A 22730-nucleotide genomic window follows, 5' to 3' on the forward strand; every position below is an offset into this window, starting at 1 on the left:
TACAATTTTTAAAACTTGATTTTTATTGAAAAAATAATATAGAATCAAGATTATGACTAATTGAAATTCTTTCTTTTTTGTATTAATACGTATTTTTTTAATAAACTGAAATATTAAAATTTATGTTTTAGTGTATTTTATTTTAAAAATATTAGTAATCAGTTTATATTATAAATCAATTATCAATATTGACGGTATTTAATTTTAAATTTGCGACTTATATATTCATATTAATATATTTTAATTGAATGTTTGTTAAAAATTTGTAAATTTACCATAATAACCTAAAATAAAACTAATATGAAACGGATAACATTACCTTTTATTGTTGCTTTTTCCCTATTCTCTGTACATAGTAACGGACAAGTAGGTATTAATACATCAACACCTGCTTCTACATTAGAAATTACAGCAAAGAATGCAACAGGATCTAATACTAATATCGATGGGCTTTTGATACCACGGGTAGATAGAGAAAGAGCACAGAATATGACTACGGCACCTACTTCAACATTAATCTATGTAAATGCTCTCCCTGCAGGTACACAAACAGGAGTAGCTATTAATATTGATGCTGTGGGATATTATTTCTTTGATGGTACCTCATGGGTTAAGCTGAAAACCAATTTAGTTCCTGATGTTAATATTTACAACGCAGATGGTAGTCTTACAGGGAACAGGCTTGTAACACAGGGCACAAATACCTTGGCTTTTTCATCAAATGCTGTTAATGGTTTTTCTGTAGACGGAAGCACTCTTTCCGTAGATGCCCTGAATAATAGGGTTGGAATTGGAACAACAACTCCCCACGGACCATTACAGTTCGCAAATGCAGTGGTTAACCGTAAAATTGTAATGTATGAAACAGGAGATAATGATCATGAATTTTACGGTTTTGGAGTCAATTCCGGAATTTTACGCTATCAGGCAGACAGAACCACTACAGATCATGTATTCTTTGCAGCAGTTACTGGGGGAGCAAGCTCTAATGAGTTAATGCGTATTAAAGGAACTGGAAATGTCGGAATAGGAACCTCAACACCTGGTGTGAGATTAGATGTTGCACAGCCAATAGGAACATCCGAAGCGACTCAGCTCCGTATTATTAATACCTCACCGGTGGCGTTAAATAATACAGCGTATATTGGTTTTAATTCTTATAATGCGGGAGGTGCCACATGGGGAATAGGTAGTGTTCAGAACAGTACAAACGTAACGGACAGTAATTTTCATATTTTATATAGTAATGGAGGAAATTATTTAAAAAGATTTACGGTAAGACCAAATGGAGATATTGGAATCAATACAACCGCACCTACTTCTATGCTAAGTGTCAACGGTACAGCGGATAAAGTAGGAGGTGGTACCTGGAATACTTTTTCAGATAGCAGAATGAAAAAAAATGTACAGCCCTATACAAAGGGACTTCCTGAGATCTTGAAAATTAATACGGTTACCTTTCAATATAACGGAAAAGGTGGTTATAGTGAAGACGGAAAAACATATACAGGCGTAATTGCACAGGAAATTGAGAAAATTTTACCGACAACGGTTACCAAAATAAAATCAGATGATTTTAGTGATCAACGTCAATATGATTCTTCTGAACTTACTTATACTTTGATTAACGCCATTAAAGAGCAGCAAAAACTTATTGAAGAACAAAACAAGAAGATAAAAGAACTTCAAGCTGATGTTTCGGCCTTAAAAGCTAAATAATAACAAATTTTATATCATTTTAAACAAAAAGACAAATCATTATTTGATTTGTCTTTTTGTTTTTTTTATGTGTTTTTTTTTAGATCAAATAATTTAGCATTAAAAAAATAAATCTAATATTCGAAAATTAGTTAGAATATATAGTATGTATATCATAATTAAAATTAATAATTTTAATTAAAATATCATTTTTTAGTGAAATATATCGCTTAAAATTAATTAATTGTAATTCAGTTGTTTATGGGAAAGTAGTATATAAATGGTATATCGATTTTTTGGAGCTTATTCTAATTTTTCTTCTTTTTGCCTAAAATTTTTAAACACAATTCTTTTAAACAACTAAGTGATGAAAAAACACATTTTAACAATTCTATTGCTAACAACTATGGCTATACTTGCAAACGCTCAAGTTGGAATAAAAACAGAAACTCCACAAAAAACTCTACATGTGAATGGTTCTTTACAGGTTACCAATGAACTAAACGTAGGAGGTAATGGTTCTACAGCTGGGAGCGCCGGTACTGCAGGGCAGATTCTATCTTCTAATGGATCCGGAAGTGCACCAAGCTGGCAAACACTTAATACAGTAAGCGGAACAGTTTCCTCCGCAAATTATGTACAAGGCACTACAGCATTGAATATTCCTCAAGGTACAACAGCTGATGTACCGGGAGTTACAATAACCTTAACAGTACCAACAGGTAGATCTCAAACCTTTTTGTTTAATATTCTAGGATACGCAATTAGGTCAGTTGTACAAGGTGGTGTAGGTACGCAAGGTGTATTTAGTTTGCTGCAAAATGGAACGAAAATATCTTCGGCATATACTTCATCTGGTGAATCCGGTACTCCAGCGTCAGGAACTGGCTTAAGTAATGTTCCTGCTCCTGTAACATTTTTAAAGGCAGTAACACTTTCTGCAGGAACTTATACTTTTAAAGTTCAATATTCGGCTTGGTCTGGTGATCAAAGGGTGAATCATGATCCAAGTAATTATACTGGATATAATGGAGATAATGAAGCTTTGCTTACCAAAATGCAGGTTTTAGTATATAATAATTAATCATTAGAATATCATCTTTATAAAAAAAGACGAGCAATTTAGCTCGTCTTTTTATAATATATAACCGGTCTGTTTACAGACTGTTTAATAATTTCTCGGTGTCAGAAAAATCTTCTCCCTTACTTTTCGCAAGTTCGATCGCTTTTTCTGCCCAAATTTTAGCATTGTTTTTATCTCCAACTTTGTTGTAAAGATTAGCTACTGTATCTGTGTTCGCATAATTTTCGTTTTTCTTTACAGATTCCTGAGCCCAAACAAGCGCTTTTTCCAGAGAAGATTTTGTATTTACATTTTCAAAGAAATTCCAAGCAACTGAGTTTAATTCGTCTGAACTTGCAGTAGAAGTATCTTTGTAAAGAGCTAAACTTAATTTTTCATAATTTGTAAAATCTTTAGCCAATAAAGCTCTGGTAGATTTTGATTTTCCTAAGGCCTTTTCAGCTTCTTCTTTACTTAAAAATTTCTGAGCTTCTGTAAAGAAGTAAGTATCGTTATAAGATTTTGTATCAATATTATAAGCGTTTTTAAGAATGGTACCAGTCTTTATACTCTTATCAAATTTATTATAATCACTTTCAGGAAATACTTTTATGATATCAGCCTTCCTTTCCTGAAATAATTTATAGAAAGAACCATCTGAACTTCTCGTTCCTGAAAGTAACATTTCCATATCCTCCTGATCTAAATTGGGATTTTGCTTGAACTTTCGATCCAAAACTTTTGCTGCAAACTCAGAATCTGTATAAATTGTAAGTTTTGCAAGGTTTTTTAGAAATTCAGGATCTTTTTCTCCTTTTTCGAATTTTTGCTTTAAAGCGCCCAATCTTTTGCTTGGATCTTCTGCATCTTTTGCAAACTGTAGAAAATCTTTTTCTTCTACATATCCTAAAGTTCTGTGTACTTCTTCTCCGTTTCCATCAATAAACAAGTAGGTTGGAAATGCTTTTACACCATATTTTTTTGCAATATCAATACCTTCACCTTTCTCCATATCAATTTTTGCATTGATAAAGTGGGAATTATAATAATCTCCAACCGTTTGAAGTGGAAAAATATTCTTCGCCATTAGCTTACAAGGACCACACCAGGTTGTATAGGCGTCAACAAATACAATTTTTTTTTCTTTCTTAGCTTTTGCTAAAATAGTAGCGAAGTTGGAATCTTCAAATTTAATTCCCTGCGCGAATGCAAGAACCCCGATAAATAGGGAAGAGAGTATTGCTAATTTTTTCATGTATACTTTTTATTGTTACAAATGTAATAATTATGTAAACACATGAGTCGATATAGATAAAAAATAGTTACACTACTTTTCTTCAGAAATAATAATTCTTTTGAAAAGAAGGATTTACTATTCATGTCTTATTACTAAAATTAATTTAAAAATGAATTATAATTAAAAAAATTAAACATTAAGAATGTTTTAATAAAAAATAAAATATCGCTACTTTTGTAAAAACTAAAAATACACACCATGATAATGATGAATTATTATAAAATCCAAATAATAATTTATTAATTTATGCTCAAAATTCTGAAAAGTCTTGTGTTTTTCTTAATCACAACGGCTCCAATATATGCTCAAAGTCATATTGACTGTATCAATGATGAAACGTTAGCAAAAATATCTCAAAAAAATATATCGGGCGCGCTGAAAACCGCAGACTCAATTTACCAGTCTTCCAAAGGTCCTTTGCATAAAGCCCAAAGCCTGATGCTTTCTGCCAATTTATACCAAAAGAATGGAGATTTTAAGAAAGCGATCTGTTATGCAGAAAATGCTGATGTAATGGTTGCTAAAGTAAACAATCCGGATCTTGCTTCCCGTATCACTGAATTTCTTGCCCTTCAATACAGATTGGTTGGTCTTCATGAAAGATCAAAAAAATATATCATAAAAGGTTTTGAAATAGCGAAAAAAATACAGGATCCGAAGAGATACAACGAAACTCAGGGAGTTCTTAACCAAGAATTGGCTCATTATGAAATGGAACTTGGAAATTATTCAAATGCTGTAAAATATCTTGAAACCTCATTAAGTTTTTTTGAAAAAGTCGGAATAATAGGAGAGGAGGTTGTTACCGCAGCTTCCTACCGTTTGCTGGGAGATGTTTATTTTAAACAGAATAAATATGATCTTGCCGAAAATTATTATAAAAAAGCCGAAGTTTTGCTTAAAGAACCATCATGTCTTTTAGGATGGATCTATAATGGATTGGGCGGAATACGTTTAAAGCAAAAACAATGGAAAGAAGCTGAAATTTATCTTACTAAAGCTGAAAAAATTGCTGAAAACAATCATCAGTTAGACCTCAGAAAAGGTGTTTATGCTAATATTAATGATTATTATGAGGGAATAGAAGATGCCGAAAATGCTTCATTATACGCTGTAAAATATGTGAAGATCTATGAGCAGATTAATGCTAAAAACAATGCGTTTGCCAATGAAAAACTAAATACGGAAGTATCTAGTAAGAGAAATGTTCAGATCAGTATTGCGAAAAACATTGCGATTGTCATTTTGTGTATTGCGTTGGGCGGATTGTTCATATTTTTTAGATCAAAACAGAAAAAACAGCGTTCAAAACTTAGAAGTATCATTAGAAGTCAGCAAAAATTCACTGAAAAAGATAAAGAAGAATCTCAGAATGTCGATTTTTCCAATATTTCTGTTGAAGAACTTGATGATAAAGAAAATGAAACCGGTAAAAAACGCACTGAATCTTTGATGACGGCGGAAACAGAAACCAAGCTTCTGGAACTTCTTAATGATTTTGAAAAAGGAAATTTATACAACAACAAAAACATGTCTCTTCCCTTCCTTTCGGGAGAGCTCAATACGAATACGAAATATCTTTCTTATGTTATCAACCAGCATAAAAGCGCTGACTTTAAATCATATATCAATAGATTGAGAATTAATTATATCATTGATAAGCTCATTAATGACGAAAAATACAGGCAATATAAGATCAGTATTCTGGCAGAAGAGTGCGGTTTTTCTTCTCACAGTAAATTTGCTTCGATCTTTAAGGCAGTTACCGATTTTTCTCCTTCTGCTTATATTAAATTGCTTGATGCTGAAAATCAATTAGATAATAGTGTTCATTTTCAGGAAAATAATTAAACATATGAATTGAATATGAACGGGTTCTTTCTATTTTCCTGAAAACAGACAGCCATTTGTTTTACGTAAGATGGTCACTTTCATATATTTGCCTCAGTTTTACGGGACGAATATTTATACTGCAGTTTGTCACAATTTTTCTAGAAATTTTAAAGGACGTCTTGTAACACCACACCTAAACACTAAAACCAAAAACTACTAGCTGGTGTAAAATATTGAGGAGTATTTTGCGCCAATCAATAACCATTAAACTAGTAACAAATTAAACGGATGAAGACAACTTTAACAGTCGTTATGGCATCTGTATTATCAAATCTTGCCTTTGCGCAGATAGGAATTAATACGGCTGAACCAATAGCGAGCTTGGATGTAGCCGCAAAAAAGCGCGACGGATCAACAGCGGAAGGTATTTTGCCCCCGAGACTTACGGGAGATCAAATGAGAGCAGGAGATGCTAAATACTCAGATTTACATGCAGGAACTATTGTTTATGCAACCGCTCCGGTAAATTCAGTAACTTTAAAAACAACGAATGTAACTTCTCCCGGACTTTATTTTTTCGACGGAAAAATCTGGCAGAAAATGATGCAGGGAGATGAAAAGACGCTGAATGCTAAAAGTTCAGGTGATATCAAAAATTCAGTAAAATCATTTGACCATAATGGATGGTATTTATTGAATGGAAGAAATATTTCCACACTTCCAGCAGAAGCACAGTCGGCTGCGGTAAGTTTGGGTTTTACAGAAAGCTTACCGGATGCTACAGATAGAGTGCTGAAAAGTAGAAGTGGTACCGAAATGCTAGGAAGTGAAGGCGGAGAAAATTTATTAACGCTTAAGCGATCAAATCTACCTAATATTAATTTTGTAGGTGTTGTAAGCGGTATCGCCGAGAGTGGTGGAGCACACAGCCACGCTGCAGGACAAGGTGGTTTTCTTTTAGGAGGAACAACGGTAGGAAATAACGGATCCGGAAACTATCAGGGTAACAGTACGCCTACCTCTTGGGGTGGAGTTGGTATCATGGGTAATACAGCAACCGGAGGAGCACATACACACTCGTTGGCGGGGATTGCAACTGTTCCTACAGGTGGAAGCGGAGATTCTCTGGATAACAGGTCTGCGTATTTGGTTGTAAATACGTTTATTTATTTAGGCGGAGAATAGAACAATAAAGTTCGTATACAATACAATCGGGATGATTGCCCGGTTTTTTCAGTCAAGTTTTTTTAAGTGCAAAACCGCAGAATTTCTGCGGTTTTGTTTTATTTATTTAGTTTTTACAGTGTCTGTTTTTACTTTCATTGTGTCGGCAGGGGCATGTTCAGAATTAGCAACGGCAGAATCTCCCATATCGTTTCTCATCGCACTTTTATCATGCTCATCTTTAAATTCTTCTCTGTTTGCTTTTTTATCGGCACAGCTTCCTAAAAAAAATAAGCCTAAAACGGCTCCGATCCATAGTTTTTTCATAATAATTTCTTTAATTGTTTAGTAGTAATCAAATATAATGATTAAAAGATAAAAGATAAAAGATAAAAGATAAAAGATAAAAGATAAAAGATAAAAGATAAAAGATAAAAGATAAAAGATGTTTAAATAAATCTCCAATCAAACAGGGAGCCCCAAAGGGGCGACTTAACCAAGAATAGGATAAAATCCTATTAAAAAATTAAGATATTCAAAAACGGGCATAAAAAAATCCACAGAGCTTTCATCTGTGGATTTTCCGTGTTAAAGTTAGACTTAATGTTTTACTTTATTTGGTTGCAGGAGCAGTAACACTGTCCATCTTAATCTTGATACTATCAGGATTTGTCGTGGTAACTGTCGAGTCTGTAGTAGATTTTGAAGATTGCATTGTATTAGCATCTACTGCAGCTGAATCGGAGCTACTTGACGACATTGATGATTCTTTAGTTCCGCAGCTCACTGCAATTATTCCTAAACCTAAACTTAATAACAAAAACTTTTTCATAATATTTATCCTTTGGTGTATAAGTAAGTATTCAATAACTATTCCGAAATAGGTTTGTTAATTATTAAAATATCAATAAAATAGTTTAAAATTTGTTAAAAATTGATTGTAATATAGAAGAATAATTAGTTTTCAAAATAATATTTAATTTTTAAAGCCATTTATCAATTATAAATAAAAAAATAAAAAAGCCCCGAAATCGAAATTCCGAGGCTGTATATCATTTATCAATGATCAATTATCTTTTATTATCCTAGGTATGGATATTTGTAATCTTTAGGAGAAACAAAAGTTTCTTTAATAGATCTTACAGACGTCCATCTTAGTAAGTTCATTTTAGAACCTGCTTTATCATTAGTTCCTGAAGCTCTACCACCTCCGAAAGGCTGCTGACCAACAACTGCACCAGTTGGTTTGTCATTGATGTAGAAGTTTCCGGATGCATTTTCCAATGCTTTGAAAGCTTCATTTACTGCATAACGATCTTGTGCGAACACAGAACCTGTTAATGAATAAGGAGAAGAAGAATCAACAATTTTCAATGTTTCTGACCAGTCTGCATCTTCGTAAACAAAAACAGATAAGATAGGTCCAAAGATTTCTTCAACCATACTTTCGTACTGAGGATTTGTTGTTTCGATTACTGTAGGATTTACAAACCATCCTTTAGAATCATCTACTTTTCCACCAATCACAACGTTTGCTTCGCTTGATGCATTCGCTCTGTCGATATATCCTTTACATTTTTCGAAAGAATTTTTATCGATAACTGCGTTTACAAAGTTTGAAGGATCTTCAGGAGAACCAATTTTAATTGAAGCGATCTGAGTTTCCATTACTTTTTTCACATCAGCCCAAAGAGATTTAGGAATATAAGCTCTAGAAGCAGCAGAACATTTCTGACCTTGGTATTCGAAAGAACCTCTTACCAAACCAGTTGCAACAGCTTCTACATTAGCAGAAGGGTGAGCGATAACGAAATCTTTTCCACCAGTTTCTCCAACAATTCTTGGGTATGTTCTGTAGTTATGAATATTATCACCAATCATTTTCCACATTCCTTGGAACACTTTTGTAGAACCTGTAAAGTGAAGTCCGGCAAAATCTCTGTGTGCCAACACTTTCTCAGCAGTTTCTTTTCCGTCTGTAAAGATCATGTTAATAACTCCTTTTGGAAGACCAGCTTCGATAAGAACGTCCATGATTACTTTTGCAGAATAGATTTGCTTATCAGAAGGCTTCCAAACCACTACGTTTCCAAGCATTGCCATACAAGTTGGCAAGTTTCCTGAAATAGCCGTAAAGTTGAACGGAGTTACCGCAAAAACAAATCCTTCTAATGGTCTGTATTCTACACGATTCCAGATTCCTGCATCAGAAACCGGCTGCTCAGAATACATTTCTGTCATAAATTCTACGTTGAATCTCAAGAAATCGATGAACTCACAAGCTGCATCAATTTCAGCCTGATGAACGTTCTTAGACTGTCCGATCATTGTAGCCGCGTTGATTACATCTCTGTAAGGTCCTGCCAATAGATCAGCAGCTTTTAAAAAGATTGCAGCACGGTGTTCCCAACCTAACTCATTCCATTCTTTTTTAGCAGCTAATGCAGAATTGATGGCATCATCTACATGTTGCATTGTACCTCTGTGGTAAAAACCGAAATCATGAGCATGATCCTGAGGCGACTGAAGCTGAACTGTATCACCAGTTTTTACTTCTTTACCATCGATAACCATTGGGATTTCTATCTTCTCTGCCCACATTTTTTTGTATTGAGCGATAAGGCTTTTAACTTCTGGAGTTCCCGGTGCGTAAGAATTTACCGGTTCATTTACTGCAAATGGTACTTGCGAAATTGCTTTTGACATATTACGTTGTATTATTTTTTAATTTGCTAATGATACAAATTTACAACATTTAATTTGGACAAAAAATCGATAGAAACTATTTCAATTTTATTGTTTATAATAATGATATATTTGATTTATCCTTACAATATTATAAAATGAAAAAAATAATTCTTATTCTTTTATGCTTTTCACAAACTGCTTTTGCACAGCGTAAGAAAAAAACTATGGAAGAAATTCCTTTAAAGCCACAAATAGAAGAATATAAGACTCCCGAAGATCGATTGTTGAATGGCACTTTAAAAGGCTCAAAGTGGTATTTTGATATGAAAAATTATAAAGAAGGCAAGCTTTTTTTAAATAAAGACAATACGAAACCTGATGTATTACATTTCGTTGATAAAAATAAATTCCAGATTAATATTAATCAGAAAAACTGTAAAAGTTTAATAAAAGGGACTTATGAGATCATGAAAGATGATGGAACCACAACGATGCCTATGGGATATCATCCTTTTAAACTTACATCACTTGCACAAAAATGTGCTGAAAATTTAGCTGAATTTTTATCAGGAGCTGTTGATGTTTCTTTTGATGAAAACGCACAGGTAATAGAGATGACGGAAGGTGAAAATTTTCCGCCAATTGTTCCTGGGAATTAATATCTATTTTAACTTAGCTGAAAAATTGACAGCGAAGCAAATTGACCATTAACAATTCACTTTTAACCTTACATTTTTTCAGTTTCAAGGATTTTTAAAACAAGCTTTTCTTCCTGAGTAAGATCTGCTTTACCATCATTTTCTTCAATCTTTTCTAATTCATCAAGATATTTTTTGATGGAATTATTCTCGTAAAGATTAATAACTAAAGGATGAACATAATATTTTCTGCAAACCGTGCTCGTATTTCCAAGATGAGAAGCAACCATTTCTAACGCTTCTTTTACTTTCTTTTTGTATTCAGAATTGCTTTCTGCATAACCGATTTCTTTAAAAGCAATTAAAGCATTCACCGTTCCAGACCATGTTCTGAAATCTTTTGCCGTAAAATCTTCACCACTGATTTCTTTAATGTAATTATTCACCATCCCCGAATCAATAGAATGGCGATTATCATCCTCATCTAAAAACTGAAAAAGTTCTTTCCCCGGAATATCCTTACATTTTTGAACCAATCTCGAAAGTCTTCTGCTTTTAAGATCAATATTGTGCATAATTCCTTTTTTGCCCTTGAACGAAAAAGTCATCTTTTGTCCTTTAATTTTAACATGTTTATCTTTTAAAGTAGTTAAACCAAAAGAACCATACAGTTTTTCGTAAGCATTATTTCCAATTCGAATGTTGGTGCGTTGCATCAAACTTACAATCAAGGCTAAAATTTTTCTTTTTTCGAAATTTCTTAACGCTAAATCCTGTTCAATATGCAGACGAATTTCAGGTAAGGCATATCCGAACTGCAACATTCTGTAAAATTTAGTATGATTTCTCAACGCGCTCCAAAGAGGGTGGTAGCGGTATTGTTTTCTTTTTTTAGCATCAAAACCTGTCGCCTGAAGATGTCCGTTATCCAAAGCGCAGATCCATACATTTTCCCATGCCGGAGGAATGACCAATCCATTGATTCGTTTAATTTCTTCCTTATCCTTAATTCGTTCTCCGTCTTTAAAATAAGAGTATTTTTTACCCTTTTTTTTACGAATAATACCCGCAGATTCTGCGTCGGACGTGTAAATTAGATTTACCGCCCTTGCAGAAGCCTCCGGATCTTTCATAATTTTAACAATCTTAGAAGGTTTGAGGTGAGAAATGATGTCTAAGTCTGAATTGTCCATATAAAATCTGGTTAAGAGTTCTTACCCCTAGAAAATAGCCACAAAATAATAGCTATTACGCCTACCACTACTATTATTCCCCACCACATTCCAGCTTTAAAGATTGTTTCTACTGCTTCACAGCTCGTTAATAATAACAAACTGAATATCGTCATACTGTATAATGATAATTTTTTCATGATAATTTATTTTTTGATGTTTATTATTCTAAATTCTGTGCTGGTCTGGTCGCCAGTTTTTAATGGATCTTTTAATTTCGTCTCCTGAAATTTTTTCATGTAAAGCCTTATATAAAAGGTCTTTAAATTCATCATCGTAAGCAAATCTGAGTGCTGCGATCTGACTAAAACTTAATTTTTCCTCCACTTCATCTGATCTCTGACTGAAGATCTCAAAATATCTTTGTTTAAATTCAAGCCTTACCAAACGGTTTTGCAATCCAATGGCATAATGTTGCCTAAGCATAAAAGCCAGATAAAAAATCAGAAAAATAACAATCGAAAACAGTATCCAAGTCAACTTGTGTTCCTCGTCATTAAAAATTTTATAGATTCCAAAAACTTCCAACAGAATTAATAATGGAAGATAAATGAAATGATGAGGTGGATAAAATTTCCTGTGATTTTTGTAATTCTGACTCTCCATAATGTAAAATGTAGCAAGAATCTTTCCAAAAAGTTAAATTTTTAATAATAATTGATATTTGTGGTACCTAAATGTTGTTTGATTGTCTTAAATGATTGAAAATTCTTAATAATGTTATAAGCTGTTTTTGAGTATGATAACGCACAAAAACTGTCATTGCGAACCGAAAGTGAAGCAATCTCCAATTATTTTATTTTTTAGAAGCTAAATCCAGCTATCCACTCATACTCCTCACGCCAACGCCTTTTCCAATGCTTGTTGCGGGGTAACCGTTTCTATCTGGGCTAGGGTGGTAGTCACAATTATAAATACCAGTCATCCTATGTTTTACTAATGCAAATATAGATGACAAAAAACTTTCAATCTTCGCTGAGTGAAACGCCTTTGCGATCGAAAAACATTTTCAATAATTGAAAAAAAACTTGCGAACCTTGCGTTTAAAAAACTCATATAATCATCCTCCAAAACTCAAAAATTTTGTAACTTTCGGTGTTTTAAAAATAAAAAAATGACTTCAAAGGAAAAAGTAGCTGCGCTTCGTGAAGAAATGCAGAAAAATAATGTTGATGCATTTATAGTATATTCTGCAGATCCGCATATGAGTGAATATCTGCCTGAAGAATGGCAGGAAAGGTCTTGGTTATCGGGATTTTTAGGTTCAGCAGGTTTTGTGGTTGTTACTCAAAATAAAGCCGGACTTTGGACGGACGGAAGATATTTCACACAAGCTGCTCTGGAATTGGACGGTTCAGGAATCGATCTTTTCAAAGACGGTATGGAAGGAACTCCCAACTATATTGACTGGATCATTTCAGAAATTCCAACTAGCGGAAAAGTAGCGGTAAATGCTGTAGCAACTTCTCACGCAAACTGGGAATTGCTTTCTCAAAAATTAAATTCAAAAAACATAACGATTGTTGATCTTCCTCTTTTAAAAACCATTTGGACAGACAGAGGAACACCTTCAAAAAATCCAATATTCGTGCATCCTGTAAAATGGGCTGGAAAGTCGGTTACAGATAAAATTTCTGCAATCCGACAGAAAATGGAAGATCAGGAAGTGACGGTTCATATCATTTCAAGCTTGGATGATGTAGCTTGGACTTTAAATTTAAGAGGTAGTGATGTTGAAAGTAATCCTGTATTTTTAGGTTATATTATTATCACTAAAAATGATGCAATCTTATTCACAGATCTTGAAAAATTAGAAGTTGAAGCGAGAAAGCAAATGGATGAGTCTTTCGTAAAAATGATGCCTTACGAAGAATTCTACAATCATTTGAATACGGTTAAAAACGAAACGGTTTTAGTTTCTCCAAACAGTAATCAATCGATTTATGATGCTTTAAAATCTTACAATCAATTCATCAAAGCTGCCGTTCCCGGAAACTTAATGAAAGCTCAGAAAAACGAAACTGAGTTGGAAGGTTTCAGAAAAGTAATGGTGAGAGATGGTGTTGCAATGGTGAAATTCCTATATTGGCTAAGACACACTGCCGGAAAAGAAGCAATGACCGAGTTTTCTATCGGCGAAAAACTGAGAGGTTTCCGTGCAGAAGGTGAAAATTTTGTTGGCGAAAGCTTCGGAAGCATTGTTGGATATAAAGATAACGGTGCGATCATGCATTATTCTGCGAAAAGTGAAGGCAGCAAAGAGGTTACGAACGACGCAAGTATTTTGGTAGATTCAGGAGGTCAGTATCTTGAAGGAACAACGGATATTACAAGAACGTTTTCTTTAGGAGCTGTTTCTGATGATTTTAAACGAAATTCGACTTTAGTTTTACAAGGATTGATCCGTTTATCGATGGTGAAATTCCCGAAAGGAACAAAAGGAGTTCATCTTGACGCAATCGCAAGGCTTCCATTGTGGATGGAAGGAAAAGACTTCAACCACGGAACTGGTCACGGTGTGGGAAGTTTCATGAACGTTCATGAAGGTCCTCAAAATATCAGAAAAGATTTGAATCCTCAGGATCTTTTGGTAGGAATGGTTTGTTCAAACGAGCCGGGTTATTATTTAGAAGGAGATTACGGAATCCGTCATGAGAACTTGATCGCTGTAAAAGAAGCAGAAACAACAATTCACGGAACTTTCTATGAATTTGAAACATTGACTTTCTGTCCATTCTTTAAAGATACGATCGTGAAAGAAATTCTTTCAGAAAATGAAATAGCTTGGTTAAATCAATATCACCAAACATGTGAAGAAAAAATTTCTCCATATTTGGAAGGTGAGGTTAAAGAATGGTTCTTAGAATTGGTAAGTCCACTTTAATTAATAGATATTAGATAAATTTTAAAAGCCTTGTGACTCTTGTTACAAGGCTTTTTTATATAAACAACCGTATTTTCACGGATAAATTTCTAGGGATTCCCCTGAGTGGTTAAAATATGACGTGATCTATCTTTGTATCAACAAAAAGACATCATTTTCATATCTTCATATATACTTAGTAAATTCAAAAGCGGTAATCACTTCAGTTCATGAAGTGATTTTTGTTTTTTAATGACTAAACCTTTGAGTTTTGCTTATTTTTGATAAAAAGTTACACACAGTCTAAAATGATACAGGATTTCTTTCGCAGTTTTAATATATTTTCAGAACATGAAATTGAAGATTTTTCCCAACTTTTTGAAGTCAGAAAAGTGAATAAAAACGAGATTTTTATACAGGAAGGTGAAAAATGTAAAGAAATTGCATTAATCAGATCTGGAATTTTCCGTTCTTATTATATTTCTGAGGAAGGAAAGGATAGTACGTATTGTTTCAGATTTCCTAACGATTTGTTGGCTTCCTATTCATCATTTATTTCCGGTGCTCCAAGTGTGGAAACGATGCAGGCTATTTCTGATGCTGATCTGTTGATTTTAAAGAAAGATAAAATTGATGAATTGGTTCAAAAACATCCGAATTGGATGAAGTTTTTAAAAATAATTGCCGAGCAGGAATATCTTGAATTGGAAAAACGTTTTTTTCAGTTGCAAAGAGACAATGCAAAACAGCGGTATGTTACTTTGTTAGAAAATCAACCTAATTATATTCAGGAAATTCCGCTACAATATTTGGCTTCTTATTTGGGAATTACACAGCGACATTTAAGCCGAATCCGAAAAGAGATTTCTTTTTAGACATTTGTCCTATACATTGAAGTTTTGGCTTTATAGTTTTGTGAAAAAAATATATGAAGTCAAATATTTTAATTATCGGCGGAAATGGGATGGTAGGAAAAACCATTGCTCGCATATTTGCATCGAGAAATCCAAATAGTAATATTTTCATCGGAGGTAGAAAGCAAGGAAAAACGGAAAATGATTTAATCATTGATGTTACAAAACCTCAAACATTTCAAATAATTCTCGATAAAAAAATCGATGTGGTCATCCTTTCTGTGAATGATAAAGACGATCATGTTCTTCGTTTCGCGATTGAAAATCAAATAGATTACCTAGATATTACAAAACCGACTCCGGCTCTTACAAAAGCTTATGATTTTGCTAAAAAGCAACCAATCAACAGCAGAATCGTTTTCAGTTCAGGTTGGATGGGCGGAATTGTAAGCGGATTGATCAATTCATTTTCTATAGAAATGAAAGATATTCAAAGTGTTGAACTTTTCGTTTATTATTCTGTGAAAGATCTGGCGGGAGAAAGTTCGGCTCATTTTATGGCAGAAAATGTGGCTAAACCTTTTGTCAATTATCAAAATAACCAACCTGTTTCTATCAAACATTTTCTAGATTCTGAACCATTTGAATTTTCTTTTGGAATTAGTAAACGACAGGCGTATAATTTTGATGTTCCTGATCTGTATATTTTAAATCAAATTGAAAAAATACCGAATGTCAGGGTAAAAATGACTTATAATTCAAAATTTATTACTTGGTTGTTGGGTGCATTTCAGAAAATTAAACTGTTTAATATCTTATCTTTAAAGGAAAGAAAAATGATTTTCGGATCAAGTGGAAATGGAGATCAGTCAGTTTTTGAAATTGTAGTAAAAACTAAAAATGGGAATAAGAAAATAAGCTTACAAAGTACAAAAGGACAAGCTGAATTAACCGCATTATCGGCTGTTTTGCATGTAGAAGAATTGTTGAAAAATAATCATGAGACTCAAATTTATTTCAGTCATCAACTTTATCGAGATTCTTCATTATTTGAATCATTAAATGCTTATGAAACCATCAATATACAAGTAACGGAATGAAAAAAATACTAATCATTAATGGTCATCCCAACAAAGATTCTTTCAACTTTGGAATTGCAAAAGCGTATAAAGACGGAGCGTTGCAGTCGGGAGCTGAAGTTCAGGAAATTGTAATTGCAGATTTAGACTTCAATCCGAATCTGCAATTTGGATATCAAAAAAGAATAGAATTGGAGCCTGATTTAATTAACGCTTGGGAAAAGATTCAATGGGCTGATCATTTAGTTTGGATTCATCCTGTTTGGTGGGGTGGTTTACCTGCCATCACAAAAGGTTTTATTGACCGACTTTTTCTGCCAGGTTTTGCATTCAGATACAGAGAAAACTCAGTTTGGTGGGATAAATTGTTGAAGGGAAAATCGGCTCATATCATCACAACATTAGATCAACCAAGTTTTTACTATAGGATTTTCTTTGGAAGACCGAGTGTGAACCAACTTAAAAAATCTGTATTAGAATTTTGTGGAATAAAACCTGTTAAAGTTACTTATGTAGGAATTATAAGAACTTCGGATGATAAACAACGCCAAAAATGGCTTGAGAAAATTAAATTATTGGGAGTAAAACAGATGTAATTTCACTGAAAATCGTCATTGCGAGGAGCGAAGCGACGAAGCAATCTCAACTTTTAACTTTCTTAAAGTCTTAAAAGAACCTTAATGGTTAAAAAATTAAACATTAAGATTTATTTAAGTTGTTAAGATTATTAAGAGATTGCTTCGCTCCTTGCAATGACAAAAAGTAATGCTGTGACGAATGCCCTAGCCCCGATTGTAGAGAAAATCCTTTTTTGAAAAAAAAGATTGTAACGGAAAGCGGGAAATAGCTCCTAAAAATAAGCACAATAGATAAACGATATAGTTCTGTGCCATTAAAAATCGTAAATTTGCACCATGAATAACGATACCATTTGTGCACTGGCTACGGCCAATGGAGTAGGTGCTTTAGGCATTATCAGAGTTTCGGGGAACGATGCTTTATCTGTCGTTCAGAAGTCTTTTCCTAAGAAAAATTTGGCGAAACAAAAGTCTCATACGATTCATTACGGCTATTTTATGGATGGTGATGAAGCGATTGATGAGGTGATGCTGTCTATTTTCCTGGCACCGAAAAGTTTTACGACTGAAAATTCTGTGGAAATTGCTTTTCACGGTTCTCCGCACATTGGAAAACGTATTCTTGAAACCTTGACCAAAAATGGAGCAAGAATGGCGAAAGCAGGAGAATTTACGCTTCGTGCTTTCATTAATGGTAGAATTGATCTTTCTCAGGCTGAAGCGATTGCAGATGTGATTGCTTCGGAAAATGAGGCTTCCAGAAAAGTAGCAATCAATCAGTTGAAAGGTGGAATTACGAATGAAATATCGTTTTTAAGAACCGACTTACTTAATTTTGTTTCTTTAATTGAACTGGAACTTGATTTTGCGGAAGAAGACGTAGAATTTGCCGACCGATCTGCTTTGAATCAGTTGCTTGATAAAATTGAATTAAAATTAAATTCTCTGATCGAAAGTTTCCAATACGGAAATGCTATCAAAAACGGAACAGCCGTTGCCATTATCGGAAAACCCAATGCCGGAAAATCGACTTTACTGAATGCTTTATTAAAAGAAGAAAGAGCAATCGTCAGTAGCATTGCCGGAACAACGAGAGATACAATTGAAGAAATTCTGCATATTAAAGGTCATGCTTTCCGCCTAATAGACACGGCTGGATTACGTGAGACAGAAGATGAAATTGAAGCAATCGGGGTTAAAAAAGCCAAAGAAAAAGTTGAAAATGCCAATATTTTGGTCTACTTAGCCGATGCTGCTACGGAAGATTTTTCTGACGATATTGAAATGATTAAATCATTGCAACGCGACGATTTAAAACTGATTATTTGTGCTACAAAAATTGATGAAGTTTCTCCGACAACCTACGAAAAAGTCGAAACTATTTTCAGAAACGAAATTTCTCAGGAATTTGATTTTATTAAAATTTCAGCCGTTGAAAATCAAAATATTCAAGACCTTAAAAACGAGTTATCTTCTTATGTTGAACAGTTAAAATCTGCAGAAAATAACGTTGTGATTACCAATCAGCGTCACTTTGAAGCTTTAGGAAAGTCTTTGGATGCTGTGAATAAAGTGAAGGAAGCGATTACTTTTCAGATTTCTACAGAATTACTGGCTTATGAATTGAGAAATGCTTTGGAATATCTTGGTGAAATTTCTGGTGAAGTGACCAATGATGAGGTGTTGGGGAATATTTTTTCTAAGTTTTGTATCGGCAAATAAATATGTTTTCTTATAGTTTCTTTTTCTTCCTTTTCTTTGATTAACAGTTGGTTATGTGAATTTTGTTTTCTGTTATTAACCTTTATTTTATATATTTGTACAACGTTTGTACAACTTTTTAGATCTTGTGAATGAGGAGTTGTACAAAGTTGTACAAATTTAATAAATTGGTTATGTTAATTACTTTAAAGCATAGAAAATTAAATGATGGACGATTAAGTCTGTATGTTGAGTTCTATAAAGGCTCAAGCGTTGATGAAAATGGAAAGCGTATTCATATCAGAGATTTTGAATTTTTGAAGCTTTACCTTCATAATAACCCGAAGACACCTGCTGAGAAAAAGGAAAATAAAGAAATTCAAAAACTTGGTGAAAATATTTTAGCAATCAGAAAAGCTGAATATGTTCAAGGTAAATTTAAAATTAGAAATACAGCAAAAGATAAAAAAAGATTTCTTGACTACTTTTCCGAAATAACAGAAGAAAAAATCAATTCGGTAAATAATTATGGAAACTGGACTTCCACATTAGTGCATCTTAAAAAGGTGATTCCGCAAAATTTTCTTTTTGAAGAGATAGACGAGAATTTTATTAAAAAAGTAAAGAACTACATTGACAACGAAGCTAAGACCAAAAGTGATCTTCCGCTATCTCTTAATTCTAAATATTCATATTTTAATAAATTCAAGGCGTGCTTAAGAAATGCATTTGATGAGGGTTATTTATCGATAAATTATGCCACAAGAGTGAAATCCTTTGAGCAGTCAGAAAGTCAACGTGAATATTTAACATATCAGGAACTTCAGAGGCTTGCTAAAGCTTCCTGCAAATATGAAGTTTTGAAGAAAGCATTTATATTCTCATGCTTAACAGGATTAAGATGGTCTGATATTAATGCTCTGATCTGGTCTGAAGTCAGAGAGGAAGGCGAAATTAGCAGGGTCAATTTTAGACAGGAAAAGACTGACGGAGTAGAATATCTTTATATTTCAAAGCAAGCAAGGGAAATTTTAGGAGATAGAAAGTCCGGGCAGGATCGCGTTTTTAAAGGATTAAAATATGGTGTAAGCTTCAATAATGAAATTGTACGTTGGTGCAATAGGGCAGAGGTAAATAAGCATATTACTTTTCACAGCGCAAGACATACTAATGCCGTGCTCCTGCTTGAAAATGGGGCTGATATTTATACTGTCTCAAAGAGGTTAGGACATAGAGAAATTAGAACAACCGCAATTTATGCCAAAATTGTTGATCAGAAAATGAAAGAGGCATCTGAATTGATTCCTCAATTAGACCTAAAAATATAATTTAGAAAATTGCCAGGATGTAGCACTTTTACATAAAGCAAGCAATATTATATACTTAATATAATATTTGAGATGTGGATTATATGTATTTTTCTAGTCGTATTATCTTTAATTTTGGAGAGGATCGCAGGATTTTTTGACCAATAATGGATTTATGTTTTGTATTTGTTTTATTCCCCATTCATAATACTTTTGCTCATCATCGGTATATAAATTGTTCCTTTCCATATAAACCTTCCGCTCTAATAAGTAATTTTCAACTTTCTGTGCTTTATCAAAAGCTTCAGCATCAATGATCAATTGTTTTATTTTTTCTTGTTCTCTTTCAGCCTCTCTCTTTTTCTCAAGCTCCTGCTCTCTTATAATCGCATCCTTGCGCCATCTTTCCTCCAACTGCAAGTGATATTCTCGAGAATACTCTGCGAACAACTCTGTATAAGCGACCACTCTGATCAACTTATCTTCCAGTGTAGAATAGGGTGTGTCTTTCCATTCTTTTCGATGCCAGGTGTCTTCATAGATCTGAACACACAAAACATCTGTCATTACAAAATCTCTTGATCTGTATGATCCGTCATCATTATCCTGATATTTACCTACATTCCTCATACTTATGTTAATTTCCCGTCCGGACATAAGAATGACATTATTGCTGTTAGCATCTTTTTTAAATATATGACCTCTGTATTCAAAAAGTTTCACCAATGAATCAACAATATTTAAAGCTCTTGACAAAGATTTTTTGTCAATTGATAAAGGAAATACAAATTTGTCTTTTGATTTCCTTTCCCAATAGTTGTTGGATGATTCAAACCAATTCTTTGTATCGGTCGTGATTTCATGAGGTGATGTCAGTCTTTTGGAAATTGATAAAGGAGCTTTCTTATCGAATTCAATTGCTTTTATTCGATCTTCAATTTCCTGCTTGGGTATGGTTGTTAACATTGTGAAAATTATGGTAATTAAAGATAATTATTTTTATAAGATGTACTGCAAGGTTTGCATTTCGGTATGCAGTTCAATTGCTCCCAAAATTTGTATATATAAATCAATGAAATAAAAGAGTTGTTGATAGAATCTTCTCGATTATTATCCCATAAGATTGACTGGGCTTATTAAACATGAATCATACACTAAAATTTTACATACATTTTACATTGCTGTTTAATAAATGGTGATTTCAAATAACAAATTCAATTAAAAACATTTGAAATGTAGTACCAGTGAATTCTTATACTTGTTATCAATCTTATTTATAACTATTTAGACTGTAGTGATTTGCTTGTATTGTATATGTTGTTTTTCATGTTGACTTTTGTTCTATCAAATCAATAATGAATTTATGGAAAACGACATTATTATCCAGAAACTAAATCGTATTGAGAAGTTTATTTTCGGTTTAAAAGAAATTTTAAATGTAGAGGAGCTATCGGATTACACCGGATTTACCAGGTCTTACATTTACAAGTTGGTACATACAGCGCAAATTCCCTATTCGAAACCCGGGGGAAAAGTATTGTTCTTCGAAAGAAAAAAGATTGATTTGTGGTTGTTGCAAAACAGTAGCAAATCAAATTCGGAAATAGCAGCCGAAGCCTTCTTGCATGTACGGTCAAAAAAGTTATAGAAACAGGTAACAATATCTGCTTCATATCGAAGATTAGAGAAGTCTCTTTGTAAATACAACTACAGTTATCTTTAAAAATATAAATACGATTTCATGAAAAAGATTGATCCTCAAACTCCAATCTGGAAACTCACCGTTGAAGAATTTCTTTTACTCACAAAAGAAATCAGTTCAGAAAAGAAGTACGAATACGGACTTAAAGGCTTGGCGAAGATTCTTGGTTGTTCGGTTTCGAAAGCTTCAGAGGTAAAGTCGTCAGGTATACTTGATAAAGCAATTATTCAAAACGGAAATATCATCATTATCGATAAGGAGTTGGCTTTGCAGTTATTTGGAAAAAAGAAGTGATGTATTATCTTGAACTTTTGGATAAGTTTTGGGAATTTAACAAGAAGTCAAAACTCGGAGCCAACGTTGTAGCGGTGTACGTTTATCTGTTAAAGACAGGATATGAAAACGGTAGATATGATTTTAAAGTTTCGGATTTAATTCTGAGCAGGGACTTGAGTCTGACAAGAAAAACAGTAAAATCAATTAAACAAAAACTTTGTGACCATGGTTTAATTATGTTTGAAACCAGAAACGGACATCCAAGTTTTTACCGTTTGCTGTTGAATTATTCGATTGATGAGTTTGAAAGAAAAGGCATAACGGAAGATCGTATCGCTGAATATTCCTTTTTTACAGACGAAACAGATAATCTCTTGTCACATGATCCGTCAATGCAATATGAAAAAGATTTTCTATCTGCTCCTAATGATAATACGGTCGAAACTTTGACAGCAAATCAAAATATTAACGAATTCAAACGACCTACATTGGAAGAATTTATAGGCCATGCAAAAACATTCGATATCTATACATCTCATTTGGACGAAGCCATTATTCTTAAGTACAAAGACTGGCTTGAAAATGAATGGAGAAATGGCGCAGACCGACCGATCGCAGACTGGAAGCTTTCGTTAAAAAGCATACTTCCATTTCTCGCAATTAAAATCAATAACAATGAGCTTTCGTCGAAAATTATGGCTTTCACTGAAGTCAAGAAAAAAGATTAAAGCAGTGATATACATGGTAATAATTTCCA

The 22730-nt window shown here is 33.5% G+C and carries 21 protein-coding genes; 14 read left to right on the top strand and 7 right to left on the bottom strand.

Features of this window, described 5'->3' with window-relative positions:
• Nucleotides 1-300: 300 nt before the first annotated feature.
• Nucleotides 301-1719, top strand: a complete 1419-nt coding sequence (locus tag SB689_RS13160) for a tail fiber domain-containing protein (protein WP_410692586.1) — start codon at nucleotides 301-303, stop codon at nucleotides 1717-1719.
• 346 nt (nucleotides 1720-2065) lie between these two features.
• Nucleotides 2066-2782, top strand: coding sequence for a hypothetical protein (locus SB689_RS13165; protein WP_410692587.1), 717 nt, complete (start codon nucleotides 2066-2068; stop codon nucleotides 2780-2782).
• A gap of 73 nt (nucleotides 2783-2855) precedes the next feature.
• On the opposite strand, the gene SB689_RS13170 is transcribed toward SB689_RS13165, so the two are convergent.
• Nucleotides 2856-4016, bottom strand: a complete 1161-nt coding sequence (locus tag SB689_RS13170; protein ID WP_410692588.1) for a thioredoxin family protein — start codon at nucleotides 4014-4016, stop codon at nucleotides 2856-2858.
• 288 nt (nucleotides 4017-4304) lie between these two features.
• On the opposite strand from SB689_RS13170, the gene SB689_RS13175 reads away from it, so the two are divergent.
• Nucleotides 4305-5909, top strand: coding sequence for a tetratricopeptide repeat protein (locus tag SB689_RS13175; protein WP_410692589.1), 1605 nt, complete (start codon nucleotides 4305-4307; stop codon nucleotides 5907-5909).
• 270 nt (nucleotides 5910-6179) lie between these two features.
• Entirely contained in the window at nucleotides 6180-7076 is an 897-nt protein-coding gene (locus SB689_RS13180; RefSeq protein WP_410692590.1) for a hypothetical protein, read from the top strand.
• A gap of 102 nt (nucleotides 7077-7178) precedes the next feature.
• Here SB689_RS13180 and SB689_RS13185 read toward each other — a convergent pair whose 3' ends face one another.
• The 3 genes from SB689_RS13185 to pruA form a co-directional block, all read right to left on the bottom strand.
• Nucleotides 7179-7382 (bottom strand): hypothetical protein, encoded by a 204-nt coding sequence (locus SB689_RS13185; protein ID WP_410692591.1) that lies wholly within the window; start codon nucleotides 7380-7382, stop codon nucleotides 7179-7181.
• A 286-nt stretch (nucleotides 7383-7668) separates the two neighbouring features.
• Complete coding sequence (locus SB689_RS13190; RefSeq protein WP_410692592.1) at nucleotides 7669-7887, bottom strand: cytochrome C551; 219 nt, start codon at nucleotides 7885-7887, stop codon at nucleotides 7669-7671.
• A gap of 248 nt (nucleotides 7888-8135) precedes the next feature.
• Nucleotides 8136-9761: an L-glutamate gamma-semialdehyde dehydrogenase gene (gene pruA / locus SB689_RS13195; protein WP_410692593.1), complete on the bottom strand. Its 1626-nt coding sequence runs from the start codon at nucleotides 9759-9761 to the stop codon at nucleotides 8136-8138.
• A gap of 137 nt (nucleotides 9762-9898) precedes the next feature.
• On the opposite strand from pruA, the gene SB689_RS13200 reads away from it, so the two are divergent.
• Nucleotides 9899-10402 carry a hypothetical protein gene (locus SB689_RS13200; RefSeq protein ID WP_410692594.1) on the top strand — a complete coding sequence of 168 codons (504 nt, stop codon included), beginning with the start codon at nucleotides 9899-9901 and terminating at the stop codon, nucleotides 10400-10402.
• A 68-nt stretch (nucleotides 10403-10470) separates the two neighbouring features.
• Here SB689_RS13200 and SB689_RS13205 read toward each other — a convergent pair whose 3' ends face one another.
• Nucleotides 10471-11574 carry a DNA topoisomerase IB gene (locus SB689_RS13205; protein WP_410692595.1) on the bottom strand — a complete coding sequence of 368 codons (1104 nt, stop codon included), beginning with the start codon at nucleotides 11572-11574 and terminating at the stop codon, nucleotides 10471-10473.
• Between the two features lie 207 nt (nucleotides 11575-11781).
• On the bottom strand, nucleotides 11782-12219 hold the full coding sequence (locus SB689_RS13210) for a DUF6526 family protein (RefSeq protein WP_410692596.1): 438 nt from the start codon (nucleotides 12217-12219) through the stop codon (nucleotides 11782-11784).
• A 508-nt stretch (nucleotides 12220-12727) separates the two neighbouring features.
• On the opposite strand from SB689_RS13210, the gene SB689_RS13215 reads away from it, so the two are divergent.
• The 6 genes from SB689_RS13215 to SB689_RS13240 all read left to right on the top strand — a co-directional run bounded on the left by SB689_RS13215 (nucleotide 12728) and on the right by SB689_RS13240 (nucleotide 20016).
• Nucleotides 12728-14497, top strand: a complete 1770-nt coding sequence (locus tag SB689_RS13215; RefSeq protein ID WP_410692597.1) for an aminopeptidase P family protein — start codon at nucleotides 12728-12730, stop codon at nucleotides 14495-14497.
• A gap of 287 nt (nucleotides 14498-14784) precedes the next feature.
• On the top strand, nucleotides 14785-15351 hold the full coding sequence (locus SB689_RS13220) for a Crp/Fnr family transcriptional regulator (protein ID WP_410692598.1): 567 nt from the start codon (nucleotides 14785-14787) through the stop codon (nucleotides 15349-15351).
• Nucleotides 15352-15404: 53 nt separating this feature from the next.
• On the top strand, nucleotides 15405-16430 hold the full coding sequence (locus SB689_RS13225; protein ID WP_410692599.1) for a saccharopine dehydrogenase: 1026 nt from the start codon (nucleotides 15405-15407) through the stop codon (nucleotides 16428-16430).
• Complete coding sequence (locus tag SB689_RS13230; RefSeq protein WP_410692600.1) at nucleotides 16427-17005, top strand: NAD(P)H-dependent oxidoreductase; 579 nt, start codon at nucleotides 16427-16429, stop codon at nucleotides 17003-17005. The genes SB689_RS13225 and SB689_RS13230 overlap by 4 nt, the downstream gene beginning before the upstream one ends.
• Before the next feature lie 318 nt (nucleotides 17006-17323).
• Entirely contained in the window at nucleotides 17324-18709 is a 1386-nt protein-coding gene (mnmE, locus tag SB689_RS13235) for a tRNA uridine-5-carboxymethylaminomethyl(34) synthesis GTPase MnmE (protein ID WP_410692601.1), read from the top strand.
• A gap of 149 nt (nucleotides 18710-18858) precedes the next feature.
• Entirely contained in the window at nucleotides 18859-20016 is a 1158-nt protein-coding gene (locus SB689_RS13240; protein WP_410692602.1) for a site-specific integrase, read from the top strand.
• A gap of 108 nt (nucleotides 20017-20124) precedes the next feature.
• On the opposite strand, the gene SB689_RS13245 is transcribed toward SB689_RS13240, so the two are convergent.
• Nucleotides 20125-20961 (bottom strand): hypothetical protein, encoded by an 837-nt coding sequence (locus tag SB689_RS13245; protein WP_410692603.1) that lies wholly within the window; start codon nucleotides 20959-20961, stop codon nucleotides 20125-20127.
• A 397-nt stretch (nucleotides 20962-21358) separates the two neighbouring features.
• Between SB689_RS13245 and SB689_RS13250 the strand changes: the two genes are divergently transcribed.
• The 3 genes from SB689_RS13250 (at nucleotide 21359) to SB689_RS13260 (ending at nucleotide 22701) form a co-directional block, all read left to right on the top strand.
• Nucleotides 21359-21643, top strand: a complete 285-nt coding sequence (locus SB689_RS13250; protein ID WP_410692604.1) for a helix-turn-helix transcriptional regulator — start codon at nucleotides 21359-21361, stop codon at nucleotides 21641-21643.
• Between the two features lie 93 nt (nucleotides 21644-21736).
• Nucleotides 21737-21991: a DUF3853 family protein gene (locus tag SB689_RS13255; RefSeq protein ID WP_410692605.1), complete on the top strand. Its 255-nt coding sequence runs from the start codon at nucleotides 21737-21739 to the stop codon at nucleotides 21989-21991.
• Entirely contained in the window at nucleotides 21991-22701 is a 711-nt protein-coding gene (locus SB689_RS13260) for a hypothetical protein (protein ID WP_410692606.1), read from the top strand. The genes SB689_RS13255 and SB689_RS13260 overlap by 1 nt, the downstream gene beginning before the upstream one ends.
• Nucleotides 22702-22730 lie beyond the last annotated feature (29 nt).

The organism is Chryseobacterium sp. SIMBA_038, from assembly GCF_046535115.1.
GTDB lineage: Bacteria > Bacteroidota > Bacteroidia > Flavobacteriales > Weeksellaceae > Chryseobacterium.

Excerpts from the sequence above, each read along its gene's own strand:
- SB689_RS13220 (WP_410692598.1), top strand. The coding sequence starts at position 14,785 with ATGATACAGGATTTCTTTCGCAGTTTTAATATATTTTCAGAACATGAA.
- SB689_RS13245 (WP_410692603.1), bottom strand. The coding sequence starts at position 20,961 with ATGTTAACAACCATACCCAAGCAGGAAATTGAAGATCGAATAAAAGCA.
- SB689_RS13165 (WP_410692587.1), top strand. The coding sequence starts at position 2,066 with ATGAAAAAACACATTTTAACAATTCTATTGCTAACAACTATGGCTATA.
- SB689_RS13200 (WP_410692594.1), top strand. The coding sequence starts at position 9,899 with ATGAAAAAAATAATTCTTATTCTTTTATGCTTTTCACAAACTGCTTTT.
- SB689_RS13215 (WP_410692597.1), top strand. The coding sequence starts at position 12,728 with ATGACTTCAAAGGAAAAAGTAGCTGCGCTTCGTGAAGAAATGCAGAAA.
- SB689_RS13175 (WP_410692589.1), top strand. The coding sequence starts at position 4,305 with ATGCTCAAAATTCTGAAAAGTCTTGTGTTTTTCTTAATCACAACGGCT.
- SB689_RS13230 (WP_410692600.1), top strand. The coding sequence starts at position 16,427 with ATGAAAAAAATACTAATCATTAATGGTCATCCCAACAAAGATTCTTTC.
- mnmE (WP_410692601.1), top strand. The coding sequence starts at position 17,324 with ATGAATAACGATACCATTTGTGCACTGGCTACGGCCAATGGAGTAGGT.
- SB689_RS13190 (WP_410692592.1), bottom strand. The coding sequence starts at position 7,887 with ATGAAAAAGTTTTTGTTATTAAGTTTAGGTTTAGGAATAATTGCAGTG.
- SB689_RS13185 (WP_410692591.1), bottom strand. The coding sequence starts at position 7,382 with ATGAAAAAACTATGGATCGGAGCCGTTTTAGGCTTATTTTTTTTAGGA.
- SB689_RS13225 (WP_410692599.1), top strand. The coding sequence starts at position 15,405 with ATGAAGTCAAATATTTTAATTATCGGCGGAAATGGGATGGTAGGAAAA.
- pruA (WP_410692593.1), bottom strand. The coding sequence starts at position 9,761 with ATGTCAAAAGCAATTTCGCAAGTACCATTTGCAGTAAATGAACCGGTA.
- SB689_RS13180 (WP_410692590.1), top strand. The coding sequence starts at position 6,180 with ATGAAGACAACTTTAACAGTCGTTATGGCATCTGTATTATCAAATCTT.
- SB689_RS13255 (WP_410692605.1), top strand. The coding sequence starts at position 21,737 with ATGAAAAAGATTGATCCTCAAACTCCAATCTGGAAACTCACCGTTGAA.
- SB689_RS13160 (WP_410692586.1), top strand. The coding sequence starts at position 301 with ATGAAACGGATAACATTACCTTTTATTGTTGCTTTTTCCCTATTCTCT.
- SB689_RS13210 (WP_410692596.1), bottom strand. The coding sequence starts at position 12,219 with ATGGAGAGTCAGAATTACAAAAATCACAGGAAATTTTATCCACCTCAT.
- SB689_RS13260 (WP_410692606.1), top strand. The coding sequence starts at position 21,991 with ATGTATTATCTTGAACTTTTGGATAAGTTTTGGGAATTTAACAAGAAG.
- SB689_RS13170 (WP_410692588.1), bottom strand. The coding sequence starts at position 4,016 with ATGAAAAAATTAGCAATACTCTCTTCCCTATTTATCGGGGTTCTTGCA.
- SB689_RS13250 (WP_410692604.1), top strand. The coding sequence starts at position 21,359 with ATGGAAAACGACATTATTATCCAGAAACTAAATCGTATTGAGAAGTTT.
- SB689_RS13205 (WP_410692595.1), bottom strand. The coding sequence starts at position 11,574 with ATGGACAATTCAGACTTAGACATCATTTCTCACCTCAAACCTTCTAAG.